We start from the raw sequence: 23,394 nt of genomic DNA, 5'->3' as shown, positions 1-23,394 counted from the left end.
TACACTCTCATTCTAAACCCTGATATAATCCGTATAAACCGGTTGTAATCCCTTGCTTATAATCATATGATGTACTTCCGGGACACTTCTGGGATCGGATATCTCAAACTGTTCATCTGCCTTTTCTTCCAGCTTATGACCGCCAACCCCAACACTTACGCCAGCCGAAATTTTTGTCGCCACCATGCCGATGACATGGTCCCGAAAGCCTGCTCTTTCCCGAGTTGAAATGGTAATGCCGGCGTATGGCATCAACAGCCGATAGGCCAGCATCACTTGTAACAACTGTTTTTCATGAACATCATTGGGATTATTATCCGCATTATTGATGAATGGTCTTAATCTCGGAGAGGAAAAAGCAATCTCTGCCTGAGGATATTTTTGCTGGATGAAAAAGGCATGTAAGCCTGTCGCATAGGCATCTTTTCTAAAATCATCCAATCCCAGCAGCGCCCCGAAAGCGACGCCGCGCATTCCCCCCAGCAAGGCACGTTCCTGAGAATAAAACCGGTAGGGATAAATTCTTTTTGAACCGCTTAAATGAACCTGTTCATACTTATTGATATTATAAGTTTCCTGATAAACCGAAACAAAATCTGCTCCGCATTCATGAAGATAAGCATATTCATCTGAATTTAGGGGGTATATTTCAATGCCAATGTTGGTAAAATAATTTGCCGCCAACTTAATGGCTTCGCCAATATATTCGACACCAGACTGATGACGAGATTCTCCTGTTAAAATCAGAAGTTCTTTTAAACCGGTTTCTGCAATGGCCTTAAGCTCTTCTTCCATTTCAGCAAATGAAAGTTTTCCTCGGCGAATTTTATTTTTACAGTTAAAACCGCAGTAGATGCAGTGATTTTCGCAATAGTTGGAAATATATAAAGGGGTGAACAGACAAATCCCATTGCCGAAATGTTTTCTTGTCTCTGGAACAGCTTTTCTTGCCATTTCTTCCAGATGCGGCAACGCGGCAGGAGACAGGATCACCCCATAATCCTCCAACGTCAACTGTTCTTTGTTCAATACCTTTTTTACGTCTGCCTCAGTATATTGGTTGTAATCATAATTTTCTACCAATTTCAAAATACAATCCATCATCTCTGAATCAATGATTTCCATCCCTTCACTATATTCCATCGGGTTTGTTTTTTGGGTTGTCATCCTTAGTCCTCCAAAAATCCGGTTAACGGACTCGATGCTTCTGCAGTATGATTCAATACTCGGCCAAGTCCTGCAAGATAGGCATTTCTTCCCGCCTCGATGGCCTGTCCGAAGGCTTTTGCCATCTGGGCAACATTTTTTGCAGTTGCAATTGCCGTATTGCACATGACGGCATCCGCACCCATTTCCATGACCTCACAGGCTTGTGAGGGTCTGCCAATGCCTGCATCCACAATGATTGGCAGGTCTATTTCATCCACTAAAATCTGGATGAAATCTTTTGTACTCAAACCCTTGTTGCTTCCAATCGGAGCGGCTAAAGGCATTACAGCGGCAGCACCGGCATCAACCAGAGATCTTGCCACATTTAAATCCGGATACATATAGGGCATGACAATAAATCCTTCTTTGGCAAGAATTTCTGTCGCTTTGATTGTCTCATAATTATCCGGCATCAAATACTTGGAATCACGGATGACTTCCACCTTCACAAAATCACCGCAGTTCATTGCTCTGGCCAACCGGGCAATTCTTACCGCTTCTTCGGCATTTCTTGCCCCAGATGTGTTTGGCAGCAAGGTCACATTCTTCGGTATATGTTCGAGAATATTTTCTTCTCCGCCAATGTTGGCCCGACGCAGTGCCAGGGTTATAATTTCCGCTCCGCCATTTTCAACAACCGCTTTCATGATTTTCAATGAGAATTTACCGGATCCCAAAATAAATCGTGATTGAAAACCGTGTCCGCCTATTACCAATTGTTCATTCATTTTTCAATCTCCCTATACTTCTTCTATTTTCAGCAGCAGCCGTAAAATCATATTTGCCTGATGTCCTGCACAAATTTGTACCCGTGGTGCCATCAAACCTCTTCCTACTTCGGCGCCATTTTCCAAATCTCCACAAATATATAAATTTTTCATTACTTTGACTGTTCTTATTAAATTTCCGCTATCATATCCTGCCATTCCAGAAGCTGAAACAACCTTAATATCAGGCAATTCCTCTAAGGCAGTATTCACCAGCATGGATTTCATCTCTGGTTTATCAAAAGCTTCACAAATAACGTCATAACCGCTGAAAAGCTCTTTAACATTCTCTTCTGTTACTTTTATCTTTCGAACCGCCACTTGAATAAAGGGATTAATCTCGGTTATTTGTTTTTTCAAAGCCTCGGTTTTTGGCATTCCTAAATGGCTGATATAATAATTTTGGCGATTTAAATTACTTGGCTCCACCACATCAAAATCAACCAGTAGCAGCTGTCCCACCCCGATTCTGGCAAGCATAACCGCAATATTTGATCCCAGGCCACCTAGCCCGGCAATCGCAACTTTTCCTTTCTTTAATTTCTTATATACATTTGGTGTATGTCTGGCCATCATCATACTTTCAAGCTCATCTCTTTTGGGGAGCACACCTTTTCTGATAATCGCTAAACAGTCTTTTTCTTTCACTTTACAGTTTTCTTCAATCTGAAATCCATTCAAAATAATAATATCCTGCCGATTTCCAATATGTTCCCTTACTTCAAATACCGTGTTACAATCCAGCTCTGTTTTTTTTCCATTAATTATTAACTCCATGTCTCAGCCACCTCCCACAAATCTTACAATTTCAAGTCTGTCTTCATTATTAAGTATTACCTCCTGATAGGTTGATTTAGGTAATATTTCACCATTGCATTCTATTGCAATTTTTCTAATATCATATTGATTTATTGCTAAAAAATCCACCAGCTTTTGATTTTTACTTAAAATCACTTCTTTGCCATTAACTCTCATTCTTTTCACTTCCTTTCAAAAAAACGCAATAAAAAAACACAAAACGAGAACGACACCCTTTCGGTGGTGTACCCCATTTTGTGTTCATATTTATCTGATGCAATTTTATATTATATTATCCTGTCTAAAATGTCAAGACCCGCTCACTTTCAACTTCTTGTATAGGCATTATAAATTGCCATCTTACTTTTATCTTCTTCTATTTCTTCAATTTCTCTTTTAATAACTTCAAGTCTAACCATCAAAGAACTAATTTCCTCTTCATCAACCATTCTTTGAGCCACTTCCCTTTTGATCCCTAAAGCTAACAGTTGATCATCTTTTTCTTCATATTCTTTTTTTAATTTTTCAAGCGTAATATCATCATTATTCATCATTTTTTTTATCATTCGCTGTATCCGCATATCATCATATCTTTTTAATATTGTCTCCATTGAGTTCCTCTGCTTTCCTGAAATTCATGTTTTTATCATTGCTTTCAGTTTATCACAGCTACTCATGCAATTACTTATGCTAAAATGGAAAAAATTTGTGCTATCATCTAATTTCGGTTACAAAAGGTTTCAATAATCATCTATATTTTATAAACTATAATACCATGTTTCTTTTTCAATAACCCGGGCCGGAATTCCAACCGCGGTGGATTCATGAGTTGTATCACATAACACAACTGCATTCGCCCCTACTTTGGTTCCTGGCGCAATATAAATATTTCCTAATATTTTGGCTCCTGATCCGACGACTACACAATTACCCAGGGTTGGATGGCGTTTTCCTTTTTCTTTCCCGGTTCCTCCCAGGGTTACTCCCTGATAAAGGGTTACATTATCTCCAATGATCGTGGTTTCTCCAATGACAACACCCATACCATGATCAATAAACAAGTTATCGCCTATTTCTGCTCCCGGATGAATTTCAATTCCTGTTTTTTTTCGGGCTTTTTGAGACAACCAGCGAGCAGCAAAAAAATGACCGTTTTTATAAAGCTTATGTGCTTTTCGATAGGTTTTCAATGCCTTAATATGAGGATATAAAAAATAAACCTCCACCGCAGATCGCGCAGCTGGATCTTTACGCATCGTCACATCAATATCATTCATTACTGCTTTAAAACCTGAAAACATAATCTTTACTCCTTAATATCCAAGTATTCCACCTGGAATTACTACATTATAATTTTTTCACTATTTTTTGTCAATAGTTTTTACATCAATAACCTTTTTCTTTAATGTAATTCATGCTTAAATACTATATACTCAGGGTATAAACTTAAAAAAGTAATTCAATAAAATGGGAGCGTGTATAATGAAAGAAGAATTAAAAGAACTCATGAAAGCTAAAAAAGGCTTCATCTGCGATATGGATGGTGTTATATACCACGGCAACCGGCTTTTACCCGGTGTCATCGAATTTGTCAATTGGCTTTATGCCGAAGATAAGAACTTTCTCTTTTTAACCAATTCCAGCGAGCGTTCACCGATTGAATTAAAGGAAAAATTAAACCGGCTTGGCTTGGAAATTGATGAAAGTCATTTTTATACCAGCGCTTTAGCTACTGCTAAATTTTTAAAAGATCAATGCCCAGGTGGCTCTGCTTATGTCATCGGTGAACCTGGACTTCTGAATGCGCTTTATGATGCAGGAATCACCATGAATAATGTTAATCCTGATTATGTTATCGTCGGAGAAACACACAATTATAATTATGCCAGCATTTTACAGGCTGTCAAACTAATTCAAAAAGGTGCCAAACTTATTGGTACCAATCCCGATTTAACCGGTCCCACCGAAGAAGGTGTTATTCCGGCTTGCCGTGCTTTTGTTGCTCCGATTGAACTGGTTACCGGAAAAGAAGCCTATTATATTGGGAAACCCAATCCCTTAATGATGCGCACCGGCATCAAGCGTTTAGGGGTTCACAGCGAAGATACAGTCATTATTGGTGATCGTATGGATACCGACATCGTTGCGGGTATTGAATCTGGTCTGACAACTTTTTTGGTCCTCAGCGGCGTTTCAACTCATGAAACGGTAGATAATTTTCCCTACCGTCCTGATTATATTCTTACCGGAATCGATGAGATTGTCTCCGTACTGGAATTGCGATAAAAGTTTTTGGCTAGTAAAAAGACTTTTAGGATAACCCATTTATTATGGCCTATACTAAAAGTCTCGTTACTAAAATAGGATTCAAAACTTGGTGAAGTCCCCAGCCTATTGCTTTTGTATAATGAATGACGTCCTCTTATGTTAATGAACAACTATGAAGACAGGATTTTCTATTTTTTTAAAATCCCGATCAATTGATCAATGGTACTTTGAAGGTTGATCCCAGTCAGAAATGCTCTTCCATTAATGATCGGCGCATCAATTTCACCTTCTAATTGACAGGTACAAACAATGGCATCAGGATGCAACTCTTGATATTTACTAAAGGTATCAACGGCTCTAGCTTGAACAGTCTTACATTCAATACCATTCTCCTGAGCAATCTGTTCAATTTTCCTGGCCACCACTGTGGATGTTGCCAAGGCTGTTCCACATGCAACTAAAACAAGTTTCATTTTCCTCATCCCCCTCAAAATTTTAAGAACTTATCCTTCAATGATCTTTCTGAACCGTTTCATATTTTCTTGAATTTGACCTTTAAAAAGACAGGAACCCGAAACAATCACATTCGCTCCGGCATCAACCACTTCTTTTAAAGTATTAAAATTTATACCGCCATCAATTTCTAAATCAATGGAACGACTCCCAAGCATTTTCCGACACTCTCTTATTTTTTGGGTACATCCAGAAAGATAACTTTGTCCTCCAAAACCGGGATACACACACATAATAAGAACCATTTTGATTTGATCAAGATAAGGTTCAAGCACTTTTAACGGAGTATCGGGGGACAACACTAATCCCGGTTTTACACCTTTTTTTACAATGGCATCAATACAGGCCTGAATATCTCCTTCAGATTCCACATGAACAGTAATAATATCCGCTCCGGCATCTGCAAATTGATTGATATACTTTAGCGGCTCACTAATCATCAGGTGAATATCAAAAGGTATTGTTGTTGTTTTTCGAATCTGTGCTACCTGATCCGGTCCCATGGTAATATTCGGTACAAAATGACCGTCCATAATATCTACATGAAGAAAGTCAGCGCCACTCTTCTCAACTTCCTTTAAATCGTGTTCTAGATTGGCAAAATCTGCACTGAGCATGGATGGTGCTATTTTAATATTCATTAATCTTCACTTTCTTTGAAATAATTACTAGATCAAAATACAAACTTAATAGACATATCCAAAATTTAAAATAAATCAATTAAGTTAAATCATTTTATAACTTTAGTTGTGTACATTATTAGCATAGCGGTAGCTGGTATCTTGCATAATCGTATTAAACACTACAAAAAAGTATTAATTAGATTGTAAATGGTTTTCGATTCTTTTGCATCTTTTATTTTATGTAAAACCTTTTCATTTTGAATGATGGTAACAATTGTCTGTAAAATGCCTAATTGTTTTTCAGGATCTTTAATCGCTAATAAAAACACAATTTGAACCGGAACGCTTTCTTTAGGATTACCCATTCCTGCGAAAACAATGGTATTTTTAAGCGTAACGATGGAAATACTTTCTCTCAATACATATTTTGCCTCGGTATGGGGTAAAGCTACCCCAATTTTAGTTGGCAGACCGGTTGGAAAGGTTCTTTCTCTTTCTATCGCTGCTTCAATAAAATCTTCGGTTATATAGCCCTGCCTTAACAGCGGTTTTGCTGCTAAGGCAATGGCATCAAATTGATCATTAACTAAACAATTAATTTGAATGAGATTTTCATGGATTAATGAGTCCATTATTCTTTTTCAGTGGTGTCAATGATTTCTATTTGATCTTCTTCCTCATCATCATCCACTGAATCCTCCTTGTATACTTTAGAAATAGTCGCAATAGATTCATCAGACTTAAGTTTCATGAGTCGAACCCCCTGGGTATTCCGCCCAACTGCCGTAATATCATGTCCCTCCAGTTTAATAACGACGCCCTGATTATTGATCATCATAATTTCACCATCACGATCGATGACACAAAAGCCAACCAATTCTCCGGTTTTTTTAGTTACCTTATAGGTTTGAACGCCTTTACCCCCACGTTTCTGTGGACGATATAAATCTGAAGCACTCAGTTTTCCATATCCATTTTCACTGACACAAAGAACAAAGAGATCTTCTTTTACAATATCCATACCAACGACGACATCGTCATTTCTCAGATCGATCCCTTTTACACCAATGGATGTTCGACTAATGGCTCTAACTTCTTCAGAATTAAATCGAATGGCATGACCGCATTTGGTTCCCATGACAATTTCTTCATCCTGTTCGACCAATCGAACATTAATTAACTCATCGCCTTCTCTTAGATTAATGGAAATGATCCCATTTTTTCGAGACGTGTCATATTCGGTTAATCCTGTTTTTTTAATGATCCCCTGTTTTGTTGCCATAATGAGATATTTATCATCCGTAAATTCTTTTACCGGAATCATGGTGGCAATTTGTTCGCCTGCTTCCAAAGGAAGAAGATTAACGATGGCTGTTCCTCTTGCCGTTCTTCCGCCTTCTGGAATTTCAAAAGCTTTTAGACGATAGACTTTCCCTAAATTGGTAAAAAACATGAGATAGTGATGGGTGGTGGTTGTAAAGAGTTGTTCGACAAAGTCATTCTCACGGGTACTCAAAGCCGTTATTCCTTTTCCTCCGCGTTTTTGTGAACTGTAATTATCCGCACTGATCCGTTTGACATACCCAATATGAGTCATCGTGATAACCACATCGTCTTCTTCGATGAGATCCTCAATATCAAAATCTTCCACATCAATATCAAAAGCGGTTCGACGTTTATCGGCAAATTTTTCTTTAATCTCCAGCATTTCTTCTCTGATGATACTTAAAACTAATTTTTCATTAGATAAAATTGATTTTAAATAGGCAATTATTTTGAGTATTTCTTTTAATTCTTCTTCAATTTTTTCGCGTTCAAGACCGGTTAAACGTTGCAGACGCATATCTAAAATAGCCTGAGCCTGGATCTCCGACAAGGTGAATCGCTCGCTCAATTGGACTTTTGCTATCTTACCATCTGCAGCCGCTCGAATTAACTTGATAACCTCATCAATATGATCCAACGCAATTTTTAAACCTTCTAAAATATGTGCTCTTGCTTCCGCCTTTTTTAAATCAAAAATCGTTCGTCTCGTGATAACTGTTTTTTGATGTTCTAAATAATGGAATAACATTTCTTTCAGATTTAAAACCTTCGGCTCATTATTAACCAAGGCCAGCATAATAACCCCAAACGTTTCCTGGAGTTGGGTATGTTTGTACAGCTGATTTAGAATAATGGTTTCATTGGCATCGCGTTTTAAATCAATGACAACATTTATACCTGTTTTTAAGTCCGTCTCATCCCTTAAATCCGAAATTCCTTCAATTTTCTTTTCTTTAACCAATTCGGCTATTTTTTCAACCATTTTTGCTTTATTAACCATATATGGAATCTCGGAAATGATGATCTGTTTTTTACCTTTTTTGGTCGTCTCTATTCTTACTTTTCCACGTACTTTTATACGGCCCCTACCAGTCTGATAGGCGCTTTTGATTCCCGATTTTCCTAAAATAATACCGGCCGTTGGAAAATCCGGTCCTTTTATATGCTTCATCAGCTCATCAATAGTAATGTCCGCATTATCAATAAAAGCAACCGCTCCATCGATAACCTCGCCCATATTATGAGGTGGTATATTAGTAGCCATCCCAACGGCAATACCGGACGATCCATTTACCAGTAAATTCGGAAATCTGGATGGCAGCACCGATGGTTCCTGTTCTGATTCATCAAAGTTTGGAACAAAATCAACGGTTTCTTTATTGATATCCCGAAGCATTTCAACGGTAATTTTTGCCATTTTAGCTTCCGTATAACGCATTGCCGCTGCGCCATCCCCATCAATTGATCCAAAGTTACCCTGACCATTGACAAGGAGGTACCGGGTAGACCAATCCTGGGCTAAACGCACCATGGCATCGTAAACAGACGTATCGCCATGAGGATGGTATTTACCTAAAACATCGCCGACGATACGGGCTGATTTACGAAATGTCTTTTGCGGATCCAGCCCCAACTCGCTCATGGCATAAATAATACGGCGATGGACAGGCTTTAATCCATCTCTGACATCCGGTAAGGCACGTCCTATAATGACACTCATCGCATAGTCAATATAGCAAGTTTTCATTTCCTGTTCAAGATTAACCGATTTTACTCGATCAAATTCTACTATTTCTTGCATTTTATATTATTACTCCTTCTTTACTAGATGTCTAAATTCTTAACTTTTTTAGCGTTGCGTTCAATAAATTCTTTACGTGGCTGGACCTTGTCTCCCATTAAAATGGTGAAGACTTCATCCGCATAAGAAGCATCTTCAATATTAACTTGCAGCAGAGTTCTGGTAACGGGATCCATGGTCGTCTCCCAAAGTTGCTGAGCATCCATTTCCCCGAGACCTTTGTAGCGTTGAAGACTGATTCTGGAACGATCTTCGACTTCTGCTAATTTCTTTTCTAAATCTTTATCCGTATAAGCATAATCAACCTGTTTGCCCCGGGTTATTTTATAAAGAGGAGGTTGGGCAATGTACACATAGCCTTGTTCAATCAAACCTTTCATATAACGGAAAAAGAAAGTTAACAACAGCGTCCTGATGTGGGCCCCATCCACATCGGCATCTGTCATAATAACAATTTTATGATAACGGGCTTTTTCAACATTAAATTCATCACCAACGCCGGTTCCAAATGCAATAATCATGGATTTTAGCGAATCAGTGGTCAAAATACGATCCAAACGGGCTTTTTCAACATTTAATATTTTACCTCGAAGAGGTAAAATTGCCTGGGTTTTGGAATCTCTTCCGGTTTTTGCTGAGCCACCGGCTGAGTCCCCTTCCACGATATATATTTCCGATAAAGCCGGATCTTTTTCTCGACAATCTGCCAATTTTCCCGGAAGTGCCGTTGAATCCAAGGCCGTTTTTCGGCGGGTGAATTCTCTGGCTTTTTTTGCAGCTTCCCGGGCTCTTGCTGCTGAAAGTGTTTTTTCAATAATACTTTTAGCAATTCCCGGATTTTCTTCCATTAATGCCGTCAGTTGATCCCCGACAATGGTTTCTACGATCCCTTTGACTTCTGTATTTCCTAATTTTGTTTTAGTTTGTCCTTCAAATTGAGGATCAAGAAGCTTAATACTTACAATCGCCGTCATTCCTTCTCGGGCATCTTCTCCAGTAAGATTTTTGTCATTTCCCTTTAGAAAACCATTTTTTCTGGCATAGGTATTGATAGTTCGCGTCAAGGCACTTTTAAATCCATTAAGATGTGTTCCACCTTCTGGCGTATTGATATTATTCGCATAGGAATAAATATTTTCCGAATAGCCGGTTGTATATTGAAAGGCAATTTCTAATGCATAATCATCTTTTTCTTTTTCAAAATAGGTGATTTTATCATACAATGGATCTTTATTCCGGTTCATGTATTCAACAAAGGAATGAAGTCCACCGCTATAACAATAATTTTCTTTTCTTTTGGGTGATTCTTTTTCACTGATCAGATTAATGTTTATCCCTTTATTTAAAAAGGCAAGCTCTCTCATGCGATGTTCCAAGGTATCAAAATCATATTCTGTTTCATCAAAAATATCGCCATCCGGTTTAAAATAAACAGTGGTTCCGGTACGATTTGTCGTTCCCGTAACGATTAATTCATCGACAGGTTTTCCTTTTTCATAATGTTGAACAAATACCTGTCCTTTTTGTTTAACCTCAATGGTCAGCTTTTCGGACAAGGCATTAACGACTGAGACACCGACCCCATGAAGTCCTCCGGAAACCTTATAGCCGCCGCCGCCAAATTTACCTCCGGCATGAAGAACGGTGAGTGCTAATTCAACTCCGGTTTTTCCTTGAGCATGATTCATACCGGTGGGAATTCCTCGTCCATCATCGACAACGGTAATTGAATCATCTGGATGGATGGTTACCGTAATGTTCTTACAGTAGCCGGCAAGCGCTTCATCGATACTATTATCTACAACTTCATAAACTAAATGATGTAATCCTCTTGACCCGGTGCTTCCGATATACATTCCCGGTCTTTTTTGAACAGCTTCTAATCCTTCCAGGACCTGTATCTGGTCCGCTGTGTAGGTATCTAGGTTCTTTTCTGGCATGTATTTCCTCCTAATTTTCATGGTTTTCTGGTGTAAACTCTCTGGCCTTCCCCTGATGTATCTCAATAATATGCTTAGTTTTCTGTATTTCATCAGCACTTGTAAACAGATCTTCCGTACAGGTGATGAAGGCTTGGGTTTTATTTAAAAGCTTGATAATGCTCTTACGTCTGTTTTCGTCTAATTCGGAAAAAATATCATCCAGCAAAACCACTGGATACTCTCCGGTATTATCAAAGTATATCTCTATTTGCGATAATTTCAAGGAAATCGCAGCTGAACGTTGTTGCCCCTGGGATCCGTATCGTCTAGCATCTTTGCCATTGATTTGAATGATAATATCATCGACATGGGGTCCATATATCGTGGAACCCCTTAATATTTCTTCTTCCCGACTTGATTTCATTTTATTTTTGAAAATACTTTTAATTTCTTTCATATCTTCTAATGAGTCAATAATATTGTTTTGATAGTAAAGAGAAAGAATTTCTTTTTCTTGGCTTAGTATTTTGTGAAGAATATTTACTTCTCGATTAAGCCGATGTAAATAACGAATCCGATGATTCATCAGTCGCGTTCCAACCTCAACAAGCTGTTCATCCCAAACATCTAAAGTTGTTTCTAAACTGGGCTCATATCGAATATTTTTTAATAACATGTTTCTTTGATTTAATATTTTTTCATAATCTCTCAGCAGATAATGATATTCGGGTCTAAATCCGGATATCTCCTGATTCAGAAATCGTCTTCTTTTATCAGGTCCTTCCTTGACTATTTTTAAATCATCCGGCTCAAATAAAATGGTATTAAAAATTCCATTAATTTTATCTCTTTTTCTTACTTTTCCATCCAGTAAAAATTGCCGCTTTCCCAAATGACTTTTGGCAGTAAGCGTATGTTTTACTCCCTCACTGACGACACGTGCACTCATAAAAAAATCATCATGATCCCATTGGGCAAGTTCTGCCACATTTGACGCACGATGACTGTAACCACGGGATAAAAAAAACATTGCTTCAATAAGATTTGTTTTTCCTTGTGCATTTTCACCCATGATGACATTGATACCTTCTTGGGTTTTGATGCATTCATTTTCATAGTTACGATAATTTATTAATTTTATTTCTTCAATAAACATGTGTTATCGATCCCTTTGACTTCTAAGGTATCATAATCCTCAATTTCAACAAGATCGCCAGATCTTATTTTTTTATTTCTTTGGGTACACAACTCCCCATTAACACGGACTAATCCATCAAGAATCATGAACTTCACATCACTGCCATTTCCAACAATTCCGGCATATTTAATGAGTTGATCAATTTTTATGTACTCTGTGTTAATTTCAATTATTTGCATATTATTCCCCGTTCATTATGTTTTTGGTAAAAATTAAAGATTATTACTTTAATCCCCTTTATTTGTGCCAAAATTGATTAAATTATTGCATCACTATCTTTAGACCTAACTATTATAACATAAAATTAAAAAATAGTCTTTAAAATCAGATGTCATTCATTAAATTCTGATTTCATAGACTATTTTTATAAATTTAATTTTCTTCAGCAATTCGAACCGGTAATATTAAATAAATGAATTCATTTCCTTCTACCGGAAGAATAACTCCCGGACCAACAGAAGTGGTCATATGAATCATTAACTCTTCATCTTCAATCACCCGCAATGCTTCAATTAAAAATTTTGAATTAAATGCGATCTTTAAAGATTCTCCAATATTTTCAATTGGGATAATCTCGAAAACATTCCCAATTTCTGCATTGGAAGTTAAAATCAGTTGATCCTGATTAAAATCCATTTTTATTAAATTATTTTTACCTTCTCTGGCTAATAGTGCCGCACGTTCGCTGCTTTCTAAAAGCAATCGTCGATTGATCTTTACCTGAGTTGTTTTTTCCACTGGAATGATTTGTTTATAATTAATAAAATCTCCTTCCAGGAGTCTGGAAGTAAACTGGGTATTTTCCATTTCAAAAAATATTTGATTTTTTGAAAATTTCACAATCACATCCCCAGTATAATTTGTTAAAACCTTATTAATTTCAGATAATGATTTAGCCGGAATAATAACACTCAGATCTTCGCCAACAGCATTTTTTATTTTTCCAAAACGTAGTGCCAAACGATAACCATCTAAAGCAATTAGATTGATATTATCTTCATGCAACTCTATTTTTACGCCAGTCAAAACAGGAATATTCTCATTTGTGGCAACTGAAAACAAAGTTCCTTTTATTAATTCTTTTAAAACAGTAGCATCTATTGAAAAAATATGATCTTCGATAACTTCTGGAAAAGCAGGAAATTCATCAGCTGATAATCCCTTTAAGGTAAAGTTTGATAAAAGACATTCAATTTTTATTTGATGATGATCATCACTTTCAAAAAAAACATCAGATCCTGATAATTTACGAATAAGTTCACCAATGATTGATGAAGACAGAACAATATCACCTTCAGTATCAACCTCAGCAGGAATATTAACTTCAACACCAATTTCTAAATCAGTGCTTCTTAATAATAAATTATTATTAGCTACACTAAAAAGTATTCCTTCAAGTATAGGAAGTGTTGTTTTTGAAGAAACAGCTTTCTGAGCAATTGCTAAAGCACCCATTAAACTTTCTTTTGAACAATTGAATTTCATAAAAATACCTCCTTTGTAATTTGTTTAAAACCCCTTTTATATATAATAATATATATTTATATAGTAGTAATAGTAGTAGGGGGTGTGGATAGTGTGGATAACCCCTTAAAGTCGTTGCTGATATCAAAAAAGCTAAAAAGCTAAGGGGGATAAGCTGTGGATAACCAGTTTGATCAAAAGGTAAAAATGTGATCTATTAATTTCCATTAATTTCTCGTTGAATACGTAAGATCAAATTTTTGAAATCTGTGTTAGTAGCCATATCTTCAGTAATTTTTTGACAGGCATGAATAACAGTTGAGTGGTCTCTTCCACCAAATTCTTCACCAATGCGCGGAAGTGAAAGATCGGTGATATCACGGGTAATATACATAGCAACCTGACGGGGAAGAGAAATAGAACGCGTTCGTTTTTTAGAATTCATATCTTCAACGGTTATATTAAAGTATTTTGCGGTTACTTCCTTAATATACTCACTGGTAATAACAATATCCTCTTTTTTTCTAAAAATATCTTTTAAGGCATTTTTGGCAGATTCAATATTGATTGGAGCGTTATGAAGTTTTGAATAAGCGAAAACAGTCGTTAAAGCACCTTCAAGCTCACGAATATTTGAATGAATACTATCGGCAATGAAACTTAAAACTTCATTGGGGATTTCATCACTGAATGATTCTGCTTTTTTTCGAATGATGGCAATCCGCGTTTCAAAATTTGGAGCGTATATATCGGTAATTAATCCACTTTCAAAACGTGAACGTAAACGTTCTTCGAGCGTTGGTATTTCTTTTGGCGGACGATCGCTGCTGATAACAATCTGTTTGTTTTCCTGTTGAAGGGTGTTAAAGGTATGAAAGAATTCTTCCTGTGTTCCTTCTTTTTTCGCTAAAAATTGAATATCATCAATTAAAAGAATATCGGCATTACGATATTTATTTCTAAAAGCAATATTTGTTTTATTTTGGATGGCATCGATAAAATCATTCGTAAATTTTTCACATGAAACATAAACAACTTTTTTGTTAGGTGCATAAGATAAAATATAATGTCCAATCGCTTGCATGAGATGCGTTTTTCCTAAACCAACACCACCATAAATGAATAGCGGATTGTATCTTTCAGAAGGCGCTTCTGAAACAGCAACACAGGCAGCATGGGCAAAACGGTTGTTTTCACCGATTACAAAACTATCAAATGTATATTTGGGATTCATTGAATTATTTTGGTGGGAAGAAATATTATCATCAACAAATGAGTTTGATGTATTAGGCTGAGTGTTTTCCGGAGAAATCATGGCATCTTCTTCTTTTAAGACAATTTTAACAGTTCCGGGTTTTCCGGTGACCTCTGCTAAAGCATTGGTAATCAATGGAATATGGCGGCTTTCTAATATTCCTTTTTCAAATTCATTCTCAGATAAAAAATAATAGGTGTTGTTTACATAATTTATGGGTTTGATTTTCAAAAACCAGGTATTGAAACTTGTCGGACTAATATCAGGTTTGATCAGTTCAAGCGCAGAATCCCATATTTTTTTAAACGAAGTGTCCATGAAATGAACCTCCAATTTCTTAAAAATTTAAAGTCGTATCGTTGTGGATAAGGTCTTTTTTTATGCACAGGAAGTCTATTTTAATGTGAATAGATAAATAAATCAAGTAAAAGTTAAGAATAATTGTGGATAATTTAAAAAAGTTATCCCAATAAAAAAAGACGAGAATACAAGAATGTTTACAAAATATGAACAAGTTATCCCCATTTCGTCCACAAAAACGCGATAATTGTGGACAATATGATAAAATTTAAAAACTTATCCACAGAATGTTGGCAACACTAGTATAACAAATTGTTTAAGAGCATACAATACAATTAAAATAAACATATAGATTAATAAAAGTTTTGAGTAGTACAATAATAAAACTTGACAGAGAATGGGCAAAACTATATAATTCTAGGGTAAAAGTCTTGTTAGCTTGGAAACAAATAAATATAAAGATTAAGTCAGGGGGTGTCGAAGTGAAAAGAACTTATCAACCAAAAGTTAGACAACGAAAAAAAGAACATGGGTTTAGAAAAAGAATGTTTACCAAAAGTGGTCGACTTATTTTAAAAAAGAGAAGACGAAAAGGAAGAGAAAAATTATCAGCATAGTTCTTTGTAGACCGTTTTTCAAAAACGGTCTTTTGTTTAATAAAAATTAAGGAGAATTCCTTTGGTAAAAATAAGTTCCCTAAAAAAAGAAAATGAATTTAAATCTGTTTTTCAAAAAGGGGATGTGTTTGGAAACAAAGCTTTTGTTATTTATTATTTAAAAAACGATTATAAAGAGAATCGTTTGGGAATAATTGTAAGTAAAAAGGTCTCCAAACGAGCTGTAGTGCGAAATAAAATAAAAAGAAGAACTAAAGAGGCATATCGTCACAATGAAGATTCTTTTTCAAAAGGTTATGATATTATTTTGATTGCTAAGGAATCCATTACGCTGGTGCCGTTTAGTAGTTTAGAAAAATCATTAATACATTTGTTTTATAAGAAAAATCTCATGAGGCCATAAAATGATAAAAAAATTCCTGGTAGTAATCATTAGAGGTTACCAAAAATTTATTTCACCATTTTTAGGAAAAAATTGTCGTTTTAGTCCAACGTGTTCAGAATATTTTATTATGGCCGTTGAAAAATACGGTGTGATAAAGGGTAGCTATTTGGGTGGAAAACGCATTCTTAGATGCCATCCTTTTAATCCCGGGGGATATGATCCCCTTCCCTAAAGAGAATTTTTAGGGAGAAATACCTTAAGGAGTTAATGAATGGATTTTTTATACAATATTTTTGGATGGGTGCTTTTTCAAATTTTCGAAATTGTTCACAATTATGGTTGGGCAATTATAATATTTACAATATTAACGAAGATTTGTCTGCTTCCGCTAAATATTAAGCAGACCAAATCAATGAAGGATATGCAGCGTCTTCAGCCTGAATTACAAAAGTTGCAAAAAAAGTTCAAAAATAACAAAGAAAAATTAAATGAAGAGACACTGAAGTTATACAAGACATTTAAGGTTAATCCAGCCGGTGGCTGTCTACCTTTATTAATCCAGTTTCCGATTTTGATTGGTTTATATGGTACGTTAAAATCGCCTGATCTTTGGGTATTTCATGGGACCATTGGCACCTTTGACATGTCTTTCTTATGGATGACGAGTCTTAGTAATACAGATCCATATTACATATTGCCAGTTTTGGCGGCATTATTCACATTTATTACGCAAAAATTTACGATGGCTTCATCTACGACAAATCCGGATGATCCCAATGCCAAAACCCAAAAAATTATGCTTTACGTTATGCCGATTATGATTGGCTATATGGCTATCAATATGCCGGCTGGAGTCGCTTTATATTGGGTTGTTCAGAATATGTTTACGTTTGTTCAACAATTTGCAATGATGCGTATGCCGGAACCGGATTATTCGATTGAGGAAGCGGAACGACGTGTTCGCGAAGCAGAGCAAGAGAGAAAAGCAGAAATAGCTGCAAAGCGAGCGGCGAATAATCCCTATGATCAAAAGAAAGATAAAAAGAAAAGCATTCCGGATGATGAAACCAAGAAACCTTTAACACGACCAGCTTCAGGTAAAAAGATACAGCAAAAACAAGTTCAGCAACGAAAAAAACCAACTGCTGAAATACCAAAAAGAGATGAAGCTCAAGAAGAAGCCTATCAAAAAGCCAAGGAACGTTATAATAACAAGTAAAAATGAACTGAAAGCTAAGGAGAGGAAAAATGAATAAAACAGTAACCGGTACTGGTAAAACCGTAGAAGAGGCCATTAATGATGGTTTGCAACAGCTCGGAGTTACTAAGGATCAAGTTGAAACGAATACATTACAAGTGCCAGACAGTGGTTTAATGAAGATTTTTGGGAAAAAGGAGGCGATTGTTGAAGTTACACTCATCAATGATCCGGAACAACGCGCCCTCGATTTTTTAAATGACGTATTTAATGCCATGAAAATTGCTTGTAAAATCCAGACACGTCTTGAAGACAATATTTTATTCATTAACTTAGAAGGCACAGATATGGGTGTTCTTATCGGACGCCGAGGTCAAACCTTAGATTCGCTTCAGTATTTAGTCAGTTTAGTTATTAACCGCAAAAATGAAGAATACGTCAGAGTGGTTTTGGATACAGAAAATTACCGTGCCAAGAGAGAAAAGACATTAGAGGATCTGGGTGAGAAAATGGCAAATAAAGCCGTTTATTATCAAAAGAAAATGATCCTTGAACCGATGAATCCATCAGAAAGACGTGTGATTCATGCGAAACTTCAAAATCACGAAAAGGTTTTTACATTCAGCGAAGGCGAAGAACCATACCGACGGATTGTCATTCAGTTGAAAGATAAAAACTAAATTTTTTTAAAGGGCGTGTCACAAAATAACTTTTTAAGTTAGTCTGTGGGGCGTCCTTTTTTTAGCAACAGCAGTCTTGTCAGTGACCTTGATTTATTATATCATTATAAATTAGCAAAGAATTATTTAGTCAGGAGAAAAAAGTGGAAGTCTTATTAGTGAATGAAGGTACCATTGCTGCGGTTGCCACAGGTATGGGCGGGGCAGGAATTGGAATTATAAGAATAAGTGGAAATAAAGCCATAGAAATTGGCAATAATCTTTTTATTAACCCAAAAGGAAAAACATTAGAAGCGGCAAAAAGCCATGCGTTGTTATATGGAAGAATTGTTGATCCGATCACAAATAAGGACATCGATGAGGTTTTAATTTCAAAAATGAAGGCTCCCCACTCATACACGGCTGAAGATATAGTTGAAATTAATTGTCATGGGGGGATTGTCCCCATGCGAAAAATACTCAAATTGGTGATTAAATCCGGAGCAAGATTAGCAGAACCGGGAGAATTTACAAAGCGTGCATTTTTAAATGGACGAATCGATCTGACCCAGGCAGAAGCAGTCATGGATATTATAAATGCCAAAACTGAAAAAAGTTTAGAATATTCGGTGGCGCAGTTAGAAGGGCGATTATCGGAAAAGCTGGAAGATTTAGATGTGATTCTTGTTGGTATTTTATCACATATGGAAGTAAATATCGATTATCCTGAATATGATATTGAAGAAATCACCTATGAATTTATTCATGCAGAAATCACTAAATTACTTAAAAAAATCGAAGCAATACTGGTGGTAGCCGAAACGGGGAAAATTTATCGAGAAGGCATTACCACAGCTATTTTAGGGGAGCCTAATGTTGGCAAATCTTCCTTATTGAATACTTTTCTAATGGAAAACAAAGCGATTGTAACAGATGTTCCCGGAACAACTCGAGATATGATCGAAGAATATATTAATATCGAAGGAATCCCCTTTAAAATTATTGATACTGCGGGAATTCGAGAAACAGACAATGTGGTTGAAAAAATAGGAGTAGAAAAATCAAAAGCTCTTTTAAATCAAACTAATTTGGTCATTTTTATGCGCGATATATCGAAAGAAATATCACCCGGGGAAAAAGAACTGCTCGAATTGCTGAAAAACAGAAAAACCATCTATATAGCAAATAAAACGGATACACTCAGCAAAAAAGATTGCGAAATATCAGCTCCGTGGATCCCCATGTCTTTGATTGAAGAGTCGGGCATTGAAATTCTGAAAAAGAAAATGATTGAGATGGTTTATGAAGGAACCGTTAATCAGGAAGCGGATTATCTGATTACCAATACAAGACATATACAATTACTGGAAGAAACAAAAAAAAGTCTGGAAAATGCGATTGTAACGATGAAGAGTCAAATGCCGATTGAGCTGGTTTCTATTGATATTATGGAAGCATTAGAGTCACTCCGCGGAATTACCGGAAAAGCAGTGGGAATGGATATTATTGATCAGATTTTTAAAAATTTTTGTATTGGAAAGTAGAGGAAAGAAGAATGACTTACCCAGGAGGAGACTATGATATTGTCGTAATCGGAGCGGGACATGCTGGTTCAGAAGCTGCCCTTGCCAGCGCAAGATTAGGATTAAAAACACTTCTTTTAACCATAAATTTAGATTCAGTAGCAATGATGCCTTGCAATCCATCCATTGGTGGAACCGGAAAGGGACATTTGGTGCGGGAAATTGATGCCCTTGGTGGGGAAATGGGAAAGAACATTGATGCGACAATGATTCAATGCAAAATGCTAAATACGGCAAAGGGGCCGGCCGTTCATTCATTAAGAGCCCAGGCTGATAAAAAAGCCTATCAGTTTCGAATGAAACAAGTCATTGAAAACCAGGAGAACTTACTTTTAAAACAACAGGAAGCAACAGAAATTTTGGTTGAAAATGGAAAAATCACCGGGGTGATGGTCAATACCGGTGCCGTTTACCCCTGCAAAGCTGCCATTATATGCAGCGGAACCTATTTGAAAGGACGGATCATCATTGGCGATGTGCAGTATGACGGAGGGCCTAATGGCTTATTTCCGGCAATGCACTTATCGGATAGTCTCGAAAGAAATGGCATTGAACTTCAGCGATTTAAAACAGGAACGCCTGCCAGAGTTGATGCGAAGACCCTGGATTATTCTAAAATGACCATTCAAGAAGGAGACGAGCATATTGTGCCGTTTTCATTCGAAACTGATAAAATCGAAATCAAACAAGTTCCTTGTTATTTAACCTATACTAATGAAGAAACACATCGAATTATTAATGAAAATTTAGAAAGATCGCCATTATTCACAGGGGATGTTGTAGGTATTGGACCACGGTATTGTCCTTCTATTGAAACAAAAGTGATGCGGTTTCACGACAAAGACCGTCATCAGATATTTATGGAGCCTGAAGGATTAAAAACAAATGAAGTGTATGTTCAAGGAATGTCATCTTGTTTGCCTGAAGATGTCCAAATTGCATTATACCGTACCGTGGCAGGAATGGAAAAAGTAGAGTTCATGCGTTCAGCATACGCCATTGAATATGATTGTATTCATCCCACCCGTTTAAAAGCTTCGCTGGAATCTAAAGAGGTAGAAGGCCTTTTTTTTGCCGGGCAAATTAATGGCACATCTGGTTACGAAGAAGCCGGCGCTCAAGGCCTGATCGCGGGAATAAATGCCGGGCAATATTTACTAGGTAAACAACCGGTAATTATTGATCGTTCAGAGGGATACATTGGCGTACTTATTGATGATATTATAACAAAGGGTATTGATGAGCCTTATCGAATGATGACATCACGTTCCGAATATCGATTATTGCTCAGGCAGGATAATGCTGATTTGAGATTGACGCCAATCGGACATCGGGTGGGTTTGATTAATGATAAAAGGTATCGTAAGTTCTTAGAAAAAAAAGCAGCGATTGAAATGGAAATAAAACGTTTAGACGAAGTGCTGGTTAAAGCAAGTCCTGAAAACAATGCCATCATGAGAGAGTTAGGGAGTTCTGAAATTAGGCATGGTCTATCGCTCGGGGAACTGATTAGAAGGCCGGAAATAAAATATCTTCAAACTGGAACTTTTGATCCAGAACGGCCATCTCTGCACTGGAGTGTTGTTGAACAAGTCGAAGTTCAGATAAAATATGAAGGATATATTAAAAAACAATTAGCCCAAGTGGAACAATTTAAGAAACTGGAAAACAAAAGAATACCAAAAGATTTTAATTTTGGGGAGACCGGGGGACTCCGTATTGAAGCCATTGAAAAGCTGCAGGAAATCAAGCCGACATCAATTGGTCAAGCGTCCCGGATTTCAGGTGTATCCCCAGCGGATATATCTGTTTTATTAATCGCATTAGAACAACGCAGACGAAAAATGGGGACAGAAAAGGAAGAAAGTGAAAATGAATAACCGGATACAGAATTTGATACAGTTGGGTGAACAATTCGATATTGCCATCACTGAAAAACAAGGTGATAAGCTACTTGCCTATATGGACAAATTATTGGAGAAAAATAAACATATTAATCTAACCCGGATAACGGATGAGGATGAATTTATAAAATTGCATATCATGGATTCATTGACATTACTTAAATTGATTAAAAATCCAAGAGCAAAAATACTGGATGTAGGGACAGGCGGCGGATTCCCGGGCATTCCATTAGCAATTGTCCTCGAAGATGCAGAGATTACCCTGATGGATTCAACAAAAAAGAAGTTGAATGTGGTTAAAGAGATTGCAAAAGAGTTAGGCATTGACAACATCAAAATACTTCATGGAAGAGCCGAAGAGCTTGGACAGGATCCGGAATTTAGAGAGATTTATGAAGTGGTAACATCACGGGCGGTTGCAAATCTGACGCTTCTTTCTGAATATTGTTTACCTTTAACAAAAATAGGCGGACAATTTCTGCCAATGAAAGGAAAAGATTATAAAGAAGAGTTAGAATCGGCAAAGAAACCGATTGAAATTCTTGGCGGGGAAATTATCGATGTAAAAAAAGGTTTATTACTGCAAAGCGATTATGTTCATGTTATAATGAATATTGAGAAAAACAGAAAAACGCCAATGCAATTTCCTAGAATTAATGGCAAAATCAGAAATGAAAACTTTCCAATTTAATGATATAAATAACAAGACGAAATAAAGGGTAATATGATAATATTTTTCTGGAATTCAAAGATGTTTCACGTGAAACATGTGAAAGCTAAGTGGGGAACATTGTGATTGACGAGCTAAATAACAATAAAACAGATATAAGGAGCGAAACATGGCGAAAATCGTGGCAGTATTCAATCAAAAAGGTGGCGTTGGAAAAACAACCACAAATATTAATTTAACCACGGCCTTGAGCATGGAAGGACACCGGATCCTCGTTATTGATATCGATCCACAAGGAAATACGAGCAGCGGGTTTGGCATTGAAAAAAGCAATCTTGAGAGAAGTGTTTATAATGGGATCATACATGGCGATGATTTGAAACAGATTATATTAACAACATCTTATGAGAACCTTCATATTCTTCCATCACATCCAGATTTAGCCGGAGCAGAAATTGAATTGATAAATTTGCCACAAAGAGAGTTGCGTTTAAAAAGTTGTATCGAAAATGTGAAAGCTTATTACGATTATATTTTCATCGATTGTCCGCCATCACTGGGTTTATTGACAATCAATGCCTTAGCGATGGCAAACAGCGTGCTAATTCCAATTCAATGTGAATTTTACGCATTGGAAGGAGTCAGTCAGCTAATGAACACAATCAGCCTGGTCAAACAGGGCTTGAACCCAGAATTAGAAATCGAAGGAGTTCTTATGACGATGTTTGACAGTCGTACAAACTTATCCAATCAAGTGGTTGATGAAGTTGTGGATTATTTTAAAGACAAGGTTTATGAAACAATGATTCCCAGAAATATCAGGTTGGCTGAGGCACCAAGCTATGGGCAAACCATTTTTGAGTACGCCAACTCATCAAAAGGGGCAAAAGCATATCGTGCATTGGCTAAAGAATTCATACAAAGACAGGAGTAG

The 23,394-nt window shown here is 36.7% G+C and carries 25 protein-coding genes; 10 read left to right on the top strand and 15 right to left on the bottom strand.

Annotated elements, in window-relative coordinates; all coding sequences use genetic code 11:
* Positions 1-12: 12 nt before the first annotated feature.
* The 6 genes from thiH to epsC all read right to left on the bottom strand — a co-directional run bounded on the left by thiH (position 13) and on the right by epsC (position 4,075).
* Positions 13-1,167: a 2-iminoacetate synthase ThiH gene (gene thiH, locus FZC40_RS12535; protein WP_148604839.1), complete on the bottom strand. Its 1,155-nt coding sequence runs from the start codon at positions 1,165-1,167 to the stop codon at positions 13-15.
* 2 nt (positions 1,168-1,169) lie between these two features.
* A complete protein-coding gene (locus FZC40_RS12530; RefSeq protein ID WP_148604837.1) occupies positions 1,170-1,937 on the bottom strand; it encodes a thiazole synthase in 768 nt (255 codons plus the stop codon).
* 12 nt (positions 1,938-1,949) lie between these two features.
* Positions 1,950-2,753 carry a sulfur carrier protein ThiS adenylyltransferase ThiF gene (gene thiF / locus FZC40_RS12525; RefSeq protein WP_148604835.1) on the bottom strand — a complete coding sequence of 268 codons (804 nt, stop codon included), beginning with the start codon at positions 2,751-2,753 and terminating at the stop codon, positions 1,950-1,952.
* A gap of 3 nt (positions 2,754-2,756) precedes the next feature.
* Entirely contained in the window at positions 2,757-2,951 is a 195-nt protein-coding gene (thiS, locus tag FZC40_RS12520; protein ID WP_148604833.1) for a sulfur carrier protein ThiS, read from the bottom strand.
* A gap of 149 nt (positions 2,952-3,100) precedes the next feature.
* Positions 3,101-3,385, bottom strand: coding sequence for a hypothetical protein (locus FZC40_RS12515; RefSeq protein WP_148604831.1), 285 nt, complete (start codon positions 3,383-3,385; stop codon positions 3,101-3,103).
* A 147-nt stretch (positions 3,386-3,532) separates the two neighbouring features.
* Positions 3,533-4,075 carry a serine O-acetyltransferase EpsC gene (epsC, locus tag FZC40_RS12510; RefSeq protein ID WP_148604829.1) on the bottom strand — a complete coding sequence of 181 codons (543 nt, stop codon included), beginning with the start codon at positions 4,073-4,075 and terminating at the stop codon, positions 3,533-3,535.
* A 181-nt stretch (positions 4,076-4,256) separates the two neighbouring features.
* Here epsC and FZC40_RS12505 point away from each other — a divergent pair, with 181 nt between their 5' ends.
* The gene (locus FZC40_RS12505) at positions 4,257-5,060 is read left to right on the top strand and encodes an HAD-IIA family hydrolase (protein ID WP_148604826.1); all 804 of its coding nucleotides are present in this window, start codon (positions 4,257-4,259) and stop codon (positions 5,058-5,060) included.
* 170 nt (positions 5,061-5,230) lie between these two features.
* Here FZC40_RS12505 and FZC40_RS12500 read toward each other — a convergent pair whose 3' ends face one another.
* The 9 genes from FZC40_RS12500 to dnaA form a co-directional block, all read right to left on the bottom strand.
* A complete protein-coding gene (locus tag FZC40_RS12500) occupies positions 5,231-5,515 on the bottom strand; it encodes a PTS sugar transporter subunit IIB (protein WP_148604824.1) in 285 nt (94 codons plus the stop codon).
* 30 nt (positions 5,516-5,545) lie between these two features.
* Positions 5,546-6,196 (bottom strand): ribulose-phosphate 3-epimerase, encoded by a 651-nt coding sequence (rpe, locus tag FZC40_RS12495; protein ID WP_148604822.1) that lies wholly within the window; start codon positions 6,194-6,196, stop codon positions 5,546-5,548.
* A gap of 161 nt (positions 6,197-6,357) precedes the next feature.
* On the bottom strand, positions 6,358-6,810 hold the full coding sequence (locus tag FZC40_RS12490; protein ID WP_148604819.1) for a PTS sugar transporter subunit IIA: 453 nt from the start codon (positions 6,808-6,810) through the stop codon (positions 6,358-6,360).
* Entirely contained in the window at positions 6,810-9,305 is a 2,496-nt protein-coding gene (gene gyrA / locus FZC40_RS12485) for a DNA gyrase subunit A (protein WP_148604817.1), read from the bottom strand. The genes FZC40_RS12490 and gyrA overlap by 1 nt, the downstream gene beginning before the upstream one ends.
* A gap of 23 nt (positions 9,306-9,328) precedes the next feature.
* Positions 9,329-11,245 (bottom strand): DNA topoisomerase (ATP-hydrolyzing) subunit B, encoded by a 1,917-nt coding sequence (gene gyrB / locus FZC40_RS12480; RefSeq protein WP_148567964.1) that lies wholly within the window; start codon positions 11,243-11,245, stop codon positions 9,329-9,331.
* Positions 11,246-11,255: 10 nt separating this feature from the next.
* Positions 11,256-12,383 carry a DNA replication/repair protein RecF gene (gene recF / locus FZC40_RS12475; RefSeq protein ID WP_148604815.1) on the bottom strand — a complete coding sequence of 376 codons (1,128 nt, stop codon included), beginning with the start codon at positions 12,381-12,383 and terminating at the stop codon, positions 11,256-11,258.
* Complete coding sequence (locus tag FZC40_RS12470) at positions 12,365-12,604, bottom strand: RNA-binding S4 domain-containing protein (protein ID WP_148567962.1); 240 nt, start codon at positions 12,602-12,604, stop codon at positions 12,365-12,367. The genes recF and FZC40_RS12470 overlap by 19 nt, the downstream gene beginning before the upstream one ends.
* Positions 12,605-12,797: 193 nt before the next feature.
* Positions 12,798-13,910 (bottom strand): DNA polymerase III subunit beta, encoded by a 1,113-nt coding sequence (gene dnaN, locus FZC40_RS12465; protein ID WP_148567961.1) that lies wholly within the window; start codon positions 13,908-13,910, stop codon positions 12,798-12,800.
* 196 nt (positions 13,911-14,106) lie between these two features.
* On the bottom strand, positions 14,107-15,462 hold the full coding sequence (gene dnaA, locus FZC40_RS12460) for a chromosomal replication initiator protein DnaA (protein WP_148604813.1): 1,356 nt from the start codon (positions 15,460-15,462) through the stop codon (positions 14,107-14,109).
* A gap of 464 nt (positions 15,463-15,926) precedes the next feature.
* Between dnaA and rpmH the strand changes: the two genes are divergently transcribed.
* The 9 genes from rpmH to FZC40_RS12415 all read left to right on the top strand — a co-directional run bounded on the left by rpmH (position 15,927) and on the right by FZC40_RS12415 (position 23,394).
* Positions 15,927-16,061, top strand: a complete 135-nt coding sequence (rpmH, locus tag FZC40_RS12455) for a 50S ribosomal protein L34 (RefSeq protein ID WP_148567959.1) — start codon at positions 15,927-15,929, stop codon at positions 16,059-16,061.
* A gap of 61 nt (positions 16,062-16,122) precedes the next feature.
* Positions 16,123-16,464 carry a ribonuclease P protein component gene (rnpA, locus tag FZC40_RS12450; protein WP_148604810.1) on the top strand — a complete coding sequence of 114 codons (342 nt, stop codon included), beginning with the start codon at positions 16,123-16,125 and terminating at the stop codon, positions 16,462-16,464.
* Between the two features lies 1 nt (position 16,465).
* Positions 16,466-16,678 carry a membrane protein insertion efficiency factor YidD gene (gene yidD, locus FZC40_RS12445; protein WP_205737081.1) on the top strand — a complete coding sequence of 71 codons (213 nt, stop codon included), beginning with the start codon at positions 16,466-16,468 and terminating at the stop codon, positions 16,676-16,678.
* Positions 16,679-16,717: 39 nt separating this feature from the next.
* Entirely contained in the window at positions 16,718-17,665 is a 948-nt protein-coding gene (locus tag FZC40_RS12440; protein ID WP_148604807.1) for a YidC/Oxa1 family membrane protein insertase, read from the top strand.
* Positions 17,666-17,694: 29 nt separating this feature from the next.
* Positions 17,695-18,324, top strand: coding sequence for an RNA-binding cell elongation regulator Jag/EloR (gene jag / locus FZC40_RS12435; RefSeq protein ID WP_148604805.1), 630 nt, complete (start codon positions 17,695-17,697; stop codon positions 18,322-18,324).
* Positions 18,325-18,467: 143 nt separating this feature from the next.
* Positions 18,468-19,847, top strand: a complete 1,380-nt coding sequence (gene mnmE, locus FZC40_RS12430; protein ID WP_148604803.1) for a tRNA uridine-5-carboxymethylaminomethyl(34) synthesis GTPase MnmE — start codon at positions 18,468-18,470, stop codon at positions 19,845-19,847.
* Between the two features lie 11 nt (positions 19,848-19,858).
* On the top strand, positions 19,859-21,766 hold the full coding sequence (gene mnmG / locus FZC40_RS12425; RefSeq protein WP_148604800.1) for a tRNA uridine-5-carboxymethylaminomethyl(34) synthesis enzyme MnmG: 1,908 nt from the start codon (positions 19,859-19,861) through the stop codon (positions 21,764-21,766).
* Entirely contained in the window at positions 21,759-22,481 is a 723-nt protein-coding gene (rsmG, locus tag FZC40_RS12420) for a 16S rRNA (guanine(527)-N(7))-methyltransferase RsmG (protein ID WP_148604798.1), read from the top strand. Before mnmG ends, rsmG begins: the two co-directional genes overlap by 8 nt.
* A gap of 148 nt (positions 22,482-22,629) precedes the next feature.
* A complete protein-coding gene (locus FZC40_RS12415) occupies positions 22,630-23,394 on the top strand; it encodes a ParA family protein (RefSeq protein ID WP_148604795.1) in 765 nt (254 codons plus the stop codon).

The sequence above is a fragment of the Acetobacterium tundrae genome (assembly GCF_008086615.1).
Taxonomy (GTDB): Bacteria; Bacillota; Clostridia; order Eubacteriales; family Eubacteriaceae; genus Acetobacterium; species Acetobacterium tundrae.
Note: the sequence above shows the minus strand (reverse complement) of the source record. Positions and strands in the feature narration are given on the sequence as shown.